The sequence below is a fragment of the Bacillota bacterium genome, assembly GCA_040754675.1.
Lineage (GTDB): Bacteria > Bacillota > Limnochordia > Limnochordales > Geochordaceae > Geochorda.
Genome location: JBFMCJ010000135.1, coordinates 1 through 8,956 on the forward strand (window position 1 = coordinate 1; position 8,956 = coordinate 8,956).

At 69.0% G+C, this 8,956-nt stretch carries 7 protein-coding genes; 1 reads left to right on the forward strand and 6 read right to left on the reverse strand.

Annotated features, from left to right (window positions below):
• Positions 1-112 precede the first annotated feature (112 nt).
• Positions 113-1,900 carry a biosynthetic-type acetolactate synthase large subunit gene (gene ilvB / locus AB1609_09535; protein ID MEW6046704.1) on the forward strand — a complete coding sequence of 596 codons (1,788 nt, stop codon included), beginning with the start codon at positions 113-115 and terminating at the stop codon, positions 1,898-1,900.
• Positions 1,901-2,002: 102 nt separating this feature from the next.
• Here ilvB and AB1609_09540 read toward each other — a convergent pair whose 3' ends face one another.
• From AB1609_09540 to gap, 6 genes are all read right to left on the reverse strand, one after another.
• Positions 2,003-4,054, reverse strand: coding sequence for a sodium-translocating pyrophosphatase (locus AB1609_09540; GenBank protein ID MEW6046705.1), 2,052 nt, complete (start codon positions 4,052-4,054; stop codon positions 2,003-2,005).
• Between the two features lie 48 nt (positions 4,055-4,102).
• Positions 4,103-4,324 (reverse strand): preprotein translocase subunit SecG, encoded by a 222-nt coding sequence (secG, locus tag AB1609_09545; GenBank protein ID MEW6046706.1) that lies wholly within the window; start codon positions 4,322-4,324, stop codon positions 4,103-4,105.
• A gap of 135 nt (positions 4,325-4,459) precedes the next feature.
• Positions 4,460-5,749: a phosphopyruvate hydratase gene (gene eno / locus AB1609_09550; protein ID MEW6046707.1), complete on the reverse strand. Its 1,290-nt coding sequence runs from the start codon at positions 5,747-5,749 to the stop codon at positions 4,460-4,462.
• 2 nt (positions 5,750-5,751) lie between these two features.
• Entirely contained in the window at positions 5,752-6,552 is an 801-nt protein-coding gene (tpiA, locus tag AB1609_09555; GenBank protein ID MEW6046708.1) for a triose-phosphate isomerase, read from the reverse strand.
• A 56-nt stretch (positions 6,553-6,608) separates the two neighbouring features.
• Positions 6,609-7,805 carry a phosphoglycerate kinase gene (locus tag AB1609_09560; GenBank protein ID MEW6046709.1) on the reverse strand — a complete coding sequence of 399 codons (1,197 nt, stop codon included), beginning with the start codon at positions 7,803-7,805 and terminating at the stop codon, positions 6,609-6,611.
• A 42-nt stretch (positions 7,806-7,847) separates the two neighbouring features.
• Positions 7,848-8,861, reverse strand: coding sequence for a type I glyceraldehyde-3-phosphate dehydrogenase (gene gap / locus AB1609_09565; protein MEW6046710.1), 1,014 nt, complete (start codon positions 8,859-8,861; stop codon positions 7,848-7,850).
• Positions 8,862-8,956 lie beyond the last annotated feature (95 nt).

The window sequence follows — 8,956 nt, forward strand, 5'->3', positions numbered from 1 at the left end:
CCGGGAGACCCGCGGGTACCTGGCGCGGTACGCCCGGATGGTCACTTCCGCCAACACCGGCGCCGTGCTGCTGACGCTTTAGCTGCCAGGCACCCTGTAGGAGGCACGAGAAATGGGAGAGCCGCAACGAAACGCAGTCGCTCAGAGGGCACCGCAGGCGGAACCCCTCACGGGGGCTCAGGCGGTGGTGCAGGCGCTCGTGGAACATGGGGTTGAGTTGGTGTTCGGGATCCCCGGCGGCGCGGTGCTGCCGCTTTACGACGCGATGCATGACGCGCCGCTGACCCACATCCTGGTGCGCCACGAACAGGCTGCGGCCCTGGCGGCGGACGGGTACGCCCGAGCCACCGGCCGGGTGGGCGTCTGTATGTCCACGTCCGGGCCCGGGGCCACCAATCTCATCACCGGCCTCGCCACGTCGTACCTCGACTCGGTGCCGGTGGTGGCCATCACCGGCAATGTGGCGCGATCCGCCCTGGGCACGGACGCCTTTCAGGAGGCCGACACCGTCGGCATCAGCATGCCGGTGACCAAGCACAATTACCTGGTGCTCGACCCGGATGACCTGCCCGGCGTGCTCCGCGAAGCCTTCGCCGTGGCCGCTTCCGGGCGTCCCGGCCCGGTGCTGGTCGACATCCCGAGGGACGTATTTGCAGCACCGCTGTCAGGCGGCACGGGCCGGCTCCGTCCCCGCCGATTGGGCGCCATTGCCAGTGGTGGCACCGAGCTTGCAGACGGCCAGCTCGCCGGTTTGACGGAAGACCGGGTGCTGCTGGCGGCGGAACTCATCGCCGCGGCGCGCCGTCCCGTGCTGTACGTCGGCGGTGGCGTGATCACCGCCGGGGCTGCGGACGCCCTGCGGCGCCTGGCCGAACGCGCGCGGATCCCGGTTACCACGACGCTCATGGCCCTTGGGGCCGTCCCGGGGGACCATCCGCTCTTCCTCGGCATGCCCGGCATGCACGGCGCGTACGCGGCCAACATGGCGCTCAGTGAGACAGACTGCCTCGTGGCGGTGGGGGCCAGGTTCGACGACCGGGTCACGGGCAAAGTCTCCGAGTTTGCCCCGGACGCCGCGATCATTCACATCGACATCGACGCGGCGGAGTTGGGCAAGGTGAAGACACCGCACGTGTCCCTTGCCACAGACGCACGTACAGGCCTTGAGGCGTTGCTGGCCGCGTTCGACGTGCGGGCCGGGGCGGAGAAGGACGGCCCGACGTTCGCCCGCCGGCGCGAGTGGCTGGAGCGCGTCGACGCCTGGAAGCGCGAACACCCGTACCGGTACGACCGGGATCTGGCCGGCCGGGAGCTGCTCCCCCAGGCGGTGATCGAGGAGATCCACCACGCCACCGGAGGAGAGGCGCTGGTGGTCACCGGCGTAGGCCAGCACCAGATGTGGGCGGCCATGTTCTACCGGTACCGGCGCCCTCGCCAGTTCCTCACGTCGGGCGGCCTCGGAACCATGGGCTACGGGTTGCCCGCCGCCATCGGCGCGAAGCTCGCGCTGCCTGAAGCGCAGGTCGTGTGCATCGACGGCGACGGCAGCTTCCAGATGAACGTCCAGGAACTTGCCACCCTGGCGGAGCACCGCCTGCCCGTCAAAGTCTTCATCATCAACAACCGTTGCCACGGCATGGTGCGGCAGTGGCAGCACCTGTTCTACCGGCGGCGCTTCTCGGCCAGCGTGTTCCGGCACCAGCCGGACTTCGTCAAGGTCGCCGAAGCTTACGGCGTACGGGGCATGCGGGTCGACCGGCCGGGCGAACTGGCCGCCACCGTCCGGGAGGCCCTGGCCCACCCGGGCCCGGTGGTCGTCGACTGCGTGGTACGCCAGGAAGAGAACGTGCTGCCGATGGTTCCGCCCGGAGCGGCATTGAAGGCCATGCTCGAGGGGTAGCGGTTCGCACCGCGCCCTTTCGCGGAGCAGGCAACGCAGAAAACGAGGGGCGCACCCCGGGGATGCGGGGCGCGCCCCTCGCCTGGTTCGAACGGGAGTGGATCAGAAGAGCCCCGCTCCGAAGACCGGGGCGAAGACCAGCGACACGATGGCCATCAGCTTGATCAGGATGTTCATGGACGGCCCGGCCGTGTCCTTGAACGGATCCCCGACCGTGTCGCCCACCACGGCGGATTTGTGGGCGTCCGACCCCTTGCCCCCCAGCTCGCCGCCTTCGATGTGCTTCTTGGCGTTGTCCCAGGCGCCGCCGGAGTTGGCCATCATGATGGCGAGGAGCACGCCACTCAGCGTGGCGCCGGCCAGAAGCCCGCCCAGCGCTTCCCTGCCCAGGATCAGGCCCGTCGCGAGGGGCAGGGCCACCGCCATGCTCCCCGGCACCACCATCTCGCGAAGCGCCGCCCCGGTGCTGATGCTCACACACCGGCCGTATTCGGGCCGGGCCCGCCCCTCCATGAGGCCGGGGATCTCACGGAATTGACGCCGCACCTCCTGGATCATCTGGAACGCAGCCCGCCCCACCGCCCGCATGGCAAGGGCCGCAAACAGGTAGGGCACCATGCCCCCCACGAGCAGGCCCAGGATGACGTCGGCTCGCGTCACGTCAATGACCTGGATTCCAGCGGCCGTCTTGTACGCCGAGAAGAGCGCCAGCGCCGTGAGCGCCGCCGACCCGATGGCAAAGCCCTTGGCGACCGCGGCCGTGGTGTTGCCCACCGAGTCGAGCGTGTCCGTGATGCGCCGCACGTTGCTGCCTAGCTCCGCCATCTCGGCGATGCCACCCGCGTTGTCGGCCACCGGGCCGTAAGCGTCGACCGACACGGTCATGCCGGTGGTGGCCAGCATGCCCACGGCCGACAGGGCGATGCCGTACAGCCCGGCATACCGGAACGCCACCCAGGTGCCGAGGGCGATGAGCAAGATCGGCCATGCGGTGCTCAGCATGCCGTTGGCGAGGCCCGCGATGATGTTGGTGGCGGTGCCGGTCACGGACGCCTCAGCGATCTCCCGTACCGGGCGGTAGTCCGCCGACGTGTAATACTCCGTGATGATGCCGATGGCCACCCCAACGACCAGGCCCGCTACCGTCGCAACCCACACGCCCACCGGCGACAGCCCGCCTGGCCCCGGGATGATCGCGTCGATCAGGAAGTAGGATCCAATGGCTACCAGGATGGCCGCGACCCACGTGCCGTTGCGCAGCGCCACTCTCGGGTTGCCCTGCTCGCCGGTGCGGACCATGAACGCGGCGATGATCGAGGCCACGATGCCGAGCGCCGCCAGCGCGAGCGGCAGCGTGATGAACCCCCACGACCCGCCGTCGGCCGCCAGGCTCACGCCGATGGTCATGGCGGCGATGACGGAAGCCGCGTACGACTCGAACAGGTCGGCCCCCATCCCGGCCACGTCGCCCACGTTGTCGCCGACGTTGTCGGCAATGACCGCCGGATTGCGGGGGTCGTCCTCCGGGATCCCCGCCTCCACCTTGCCCACCAGGTCAGCGCCCACGTCGGCCGCCTTGGTGTAAATCCCGCCCCCCACGCGGGCGAACAGGGCGATGGAGCTGGCGCCAAACCCGAAGCCATTGACGATGCTGAAGCTCACGGGATCGTTGGGGTCGCCGAAGATGGCCACCATCAGGCCAAGGCCCAGCAGCCCCAGCCCGACCACCGTCAGCCCCATGACGGCCCCGCCGGAGAACGCCACCGAAAGCGCCCGGTTGAGGCCGTTCGTGGCCGCCTGGGCCGTTCTGACGTTGGCGCGGGTGGCCGAACGCATGCCGATGTATCCCGCCGTGGCCGAGCTCGTGGCACCCACCAGGAACGCCAGAGCGGTCTGGGGGGGCAGGTTCCCGGACGGCGCCAGGTTGCCCACCGCGATAATGACGCCTGCCACGATGGCCACGAAGATGACGAGCGTGCGGTACTCCCGGCGCAGGAAGGCCATGGCGCCTTCCTGGATGGCCCCGGCGATCTCCTGCATCCGGCTCGTTCCGGGTTCGTAGGTCTGGACGCGGCCGTAGAAGTAAGCGGCGAAAACCAGTGCCAGAGCACCGGCACCCATCGCCCCGACGGGTGCCCACGACAGGGTGTCCATCGCCTAGCCTGTCCCTCCCTCGACCGCCCGGCGCAAACGGAGAACCGCCTACCGGGCGACGACCAGTACGACAGAAAGCGTCATAAACAGTACGGCAAGAATGACGGTTGCCCTTTCCAGAATCAGCTCCCAGCCCTTGGCCTTCCGGAAGAACATCCGAGCCCCGCCGCCGATGGACCCGAGGCCTTCGCCCTTGCTGGGCTGGAGCATGATGACCACCGTAAGGGCCACGGCGATGACGAACTGCAATACAAGGAGAAACGTATCCACGTGGCCACGCGCCTCCTCCCGCCCCGCGCGCCGCGGCGCTGGCGCCCCGGCGCCGTCTGTCCGGGCACGCCGCCATTCTATCACCAGCGCTTCAGCCCACACAATCAGCCGGAGCGCGGCCGCGCGATGCGGCCGTCAGCGGGCGCCGCTCCTGGCGAAGGCGGCCTTTCCCCAGAAGGTCGCGCTGTCCTCCATCTCTTCTTCGATGCGCAGCAGTTGGTTGTACTTGGCGACCCGCTCGGTGCGGCACGGCGCACCCGTCTTGATCTGCCCGGAATTGACGGCCACCGCCAGGTCGGCGATGGTGGTGTCCTCGGTCTCGCCGGAGCGGTGCGAGATGACCGTCCTCCAGCCTGCCCGGTGCGCCATCTGGACGGCCTCCAGCGTCTCGGTGAGGGTTCCAATCTGGTTGACCTTGATCAGGATCGCGTTGGCCGCCCGCTCGCGGATGCCGCGTTCCAGGCGCTTCGTGTTGGTGACGAACAGGTCGTCTCCCACCAGCTGCACCCGTTCGCCCAGGGCCTCCGTCATGGCCTTCCAGCCCGTCCAGTCCTCCTGGTCGAGCGGGTCTTCGATGGAGTAGATGGGGTAGTTATCAACCAGGTCGCTGTAGTACGCGACCATGCGTTCGAGGTCGCGCTCGGTGCCCTCGCCCCGGAAGTGGTAGCGGCCGTTCTCGCAGAGTTCGGACGCCGCCACGTCCAGTGCGAGCACCACTTGCTCGCCGGGCTTGTAGCCCGCCGCGCCGATGGCCTCCACCAGCAGGTCGAGGGCCTCGCGGTTCGCCTTCAGGTTGGGCGCAAAGCCGCCCTCGTCGCCCACCGATGTGGACAGGCCCCGCTTTTTGAGCACCCTCTTCAGGTGGTGGTAGACCTCGGCGCCGATGCGCAGCGCCTCCCGAAACGACGAAGCGCCCACCGGCGCGATCATGAACTCCTGGATGTCCAGGTTGTTGTCCGCGTGCTTGCCGCCGTTCAGCACGTTCATGAGCGGCACCGGCATCACCCGGGCGTCGGTGCCGCCGATGTACCGGTAAAGGGGGAGACCCGCAGCCTGCGCTGCCGCCTTCGCGCACGCAAGCGACACCCCCAGAAGGGCGTTGGCGCCGAGCTTGCCCTTGTTCTCGGTGCCGTCCAGCTCGGCGAGCCGCCGGTCGATGCCGGCCTGGTCGCTGGCGTCCAGGTGCAACAGTTCCGGGGCGATGATGTCGTGAACGTTGTCCACCGCCTTGAGAACCCCCCGGCCGAGGTACCGCCCGGGGTCGTCGTCGCGCAACTCCACCGCCTCGAACTTCCCGGTGGAAGCGCCCGACGGCACGGCCGCCCGCCCGACGGCGCCCCCCGCCAGCACCACCTCCACCTCCAGGGTGGGGTTGCCCCGGGAATCCAGGATCTCCCGCGCCACGATCTCGTCAATGGTCGTCACGCCTAACGCCTCCCTGCGGCCACGATGGCCGCGAAGCTCTCGACCTTGAGGCTTGCCCCACCGACCAGCGCCCCGTCGATGGCGGGATACGCCATGAACTCTCCGATGTTGGCCGGGCTCACGCTGCCGCCGTACTGGATGGGGGTCTTGTCGGCTGCGTCGGGGCCGGCGAGTTCCCGGATCCTCGCCCGGATCACCCCGTCGATGACCCGGTTGGCCTCCTCGCCGGTCGCATTCTCGCCGGTGCCGATGGCCCAGACCGGTTCGTAGGCCACCACGATGCGGCCGGCAAAGTCGCCAGGCCCGTTTTGCAGCGCCGCGTCCAGCTGCCGGCGCACCACCGCCTCGGTCTGGCGGCGGCGGCGCTCTTCCAGCGTCTCGCCCACGCACAAGATGGGCGTCAGGCCGTATCCCAGGGCCGCCCTCACCTTGCGCGCCGCCGCGTCGTCCGCTTCACCGAACAGGTGGCGCCGCTCGGAGTGCCCCACGATGACGTAGCGGCACCCCACGTCCGCCAGCATGGCGCCCGAAACCTCGCCGGTGAACGCCCCGTGGGGCTCCCAGTGCAGGTTCTGGGCCCCCAGGTGCACCCAGCCCCCCAGCCCCGAACGCCGGATCTCCTCCCCTACGGCCTCCAGCGCCGGAAAGGGCGGGCAGATGACCACCTCGACACCGGGGGGCGGCCCGAGCGTTGCGAGCTGGCTCAGCAGCTGCACGGCGAACGCCCGCGCCTCGGAGGGCACCTTGTTCATCTTCCAGTTGGCCGCGATGATGCGCGGCCGGGTGCCTATCGCACCTGACATCGGCAACTCTGCCCGCCTTTCTCGCCGCCCCGGGAATCCCTCGCGGGCGCCCCTTCTCAGCGGTCTTCGAGCACCGCCACGCCTGGAAGCTCCCGGCCCTCCAGGAACTCAAGCGACGCCCCGCCGCCCGTGGAGACATGGGTCATCCGTTCGGCCAGCCCAAACTGCTCCACCGCGGCCGCCGTGTCGCCGCCCCCGATGATGGTCGTCCCCCTGCTTTCGGCCAGCGCCATGGCAATGCGCCGCGTGCCCTCGGCAAACGGCACCATCTCGAAGACGCCCAGCGGGCCGTTCCAGACCACCGTCCGGGCCTTGCGGATCTCCTCGGCGAACTGCTCCCGGGTCTTCGGCCCGATATCGAGCCCCTGCCAGCCCTCCGGGATCTCCGACGCCGGCACCACCCGGTGGGGGCTGTCCACGCTCATCTCCTTCGCCACCACCACGTCCGACGGCAGCAGGAGGCGAACGCCCCGCCGCCCCGCCTGCTCCATCAGATCCCTGGCCAGATCGACGTGCTCGGCGTCCAGCAGCGAGTCGCCGATCGCGTACCCCTTCGCCTTCAGGAAGGTGTACGCCATGCCGCCGCCGATGAGCAGGGCGTCCACCTTGGTCAGGAGGTTTTTGATGACGCCGATCTTGTCCGATACCTTGGCGCCCCCCAGGATGGCCACGAACGGCCGCTCCGGGTCCGCAAGCGCCTTGCCCATGGTGGTGATCTCCTTGAGCATCAGCAACCCCGCCACCGCCGGCAACTGGCGCGCCACCCCTTCGGTGGAGGCGTGGGCGCGGTGCGCCGAACCGAACGCGTCGTTTACGTAGATGTCGCCAAGCCGCGCCAGCGCCCTGGCGAACTCGGGGTCGTTCTTCTCCTCCTCCGGGTGGAAGCGCAGGTTTTCAAGAAGCGCCACGTGGCCGGGCTGAAGCCGCTCGACCTCCTGTTCCACCTCGTGCCCCACGCAGTCCGGGAGCATCCGCACCGGCACGTTGAGCAGCTCCTCGAGCCGGTGGGCGACCGGCTCCAGACTGTATTTGGGGTCGGGCTTGCCCTTGGGGCGGCCCAGGTGGGACATCAAGACGACCCGGGCGCCGTGGCGCAGCAAGTACTGGATGGTGGGAAGGCTTGCGCGGATGCGCTTGTCGTCGGTGATGCGGCGGTGCTCGTCCATCGGCACGTTGAAGTCAACCCGGGTCAGCACCCGCTTGTTGTGGACGTCCACGTCCTCGACGCTCTTTTTGTTGTAGGCCGATGCCATGGCGCCTCCGCCCTTCCGTGGACAGCGAAGACGGGCGCCCGGCTACAGGCGCCCGTCCTTCTTTGCCATGTATTTGAGCAGGTCCACACAGCGCAGCGAATACGCCCACTCGTTGTCGTACCAGGCCACGACCTTGACGAAGGTGCCGTCGATGACCATGGTGAGTTCGGCGTCCACGATCGCAGAATGGGGGTCGCCGATGAGGTCGCTCGAGACCAGCGGTTCCTCGGCGTAGCGCAGGATGCCCCTGAGCGGGCCAGCCGCGGCGTCCTTGAGCGCGGCGTTGACCGCCTCGACGCTGGCCGGCCTCTTCACCACGGCCACCAGGTCCAGTATCGAAACGTCCGGCGTCGGCACCCGCAGCGAGTAGCCGTCCAGCTTGCCCTTCAGGTGCGGCAGCACCAGCCCGACGGCCTGGGCCGCGCCGGTGGTGGTGGGGATGATGTTGAGCGCGGCGGCCCGCGCCCGGCGCAGGTCCTTGTGCGGGAGGTCCAGCACCCGCTGGTCGTTGGTGTAGCTGTGCACGGTGGTCATGGTGCCGTGCTCGATGCCAAACGCCTGGTCGATGACCTTGGCCACGGGCGCAAGGCAGTTGGTGGTGCACGACGCGTTGGAGACCAGGTTGTGGGCGGCCGGGTTGTACCCGTCCTCGTTGACGCCCATGACGACGGTGATGTCCTCGCCCTTGGCCGGAGCGGTGATGACCACCTTGCGGGCGCCCGCCTTCAGGTGGCCCGAGGCCTTCTCCCGGTCCCGGAACAGGCCGGTGGACTCAAAGACGTACTCAACGCCGAGCTCCTTCCAGGGAAGCTCGGCCGGGCTCTTGACGGCGAGGACCTTGATCCGGCGCCCCTCGATGATCAGGGAGTCGCCGTCCACGCGCACCTCGCCCCTGAACGTCCCGTGAACCGAGTCGTATTTGAACAGGTGCGCCAGCGTGGGAGCGTCGGTGATGTCGTTGACCGCCACGATCTCAAGATCCGGGTCCCGATACGCTGCCCGGACGATCTGGCGGCCGATCCGGCCAAACCCGTTGACCCCAACTCGGATTGCCATGAAAAGCTCGCTCCTTCCCTGAGCCTACTACGGCAAAAGCTGGCCCGCCGGCCTGCGCCGTCAGCGGCCGGCGCCCCTGGCAGTTGCCATCTCCC

Excerpts from the sequence above, each read along its gene's own strand:
- ilvB (MEW6046704.1), top strand. The coding sequence starts at position 113 with ATGGGAGAGCCGCAACGAAACGCAGTCGCTCAGAGGGCACCGCAGGCG.
- AB1609_09540 (MEW6046705.1), bottom strand. The coding sequence starts at position 4,054 with ATGGACACCCTGTCGTGGGCACCCGTCGGGGCGATGGGTGCCGGTGCT.
- tpiA (MEW6046708.1), bottom strand. The coding sequence starts at position 6,552 with ATGTCAGGTGCGATAGGCACCCGGCCGCGCATCATCGCGGCCAACTGG.
- AB1609_09560 (MEW6046709.1), bottom strand. The coding sequence starts at position 7,805 with ATGGCATCGGCCTACAACAAAAAGAGCGTCGAGGACGTGGACGTCCAC.
- gap (MEW6046710.1), bottom strand. The coding sequence starts at position 8,861 with ATGGCAATCCGAGTTGGGGTCAACGGGTTTGGCCGGATCGGCCGCCAG.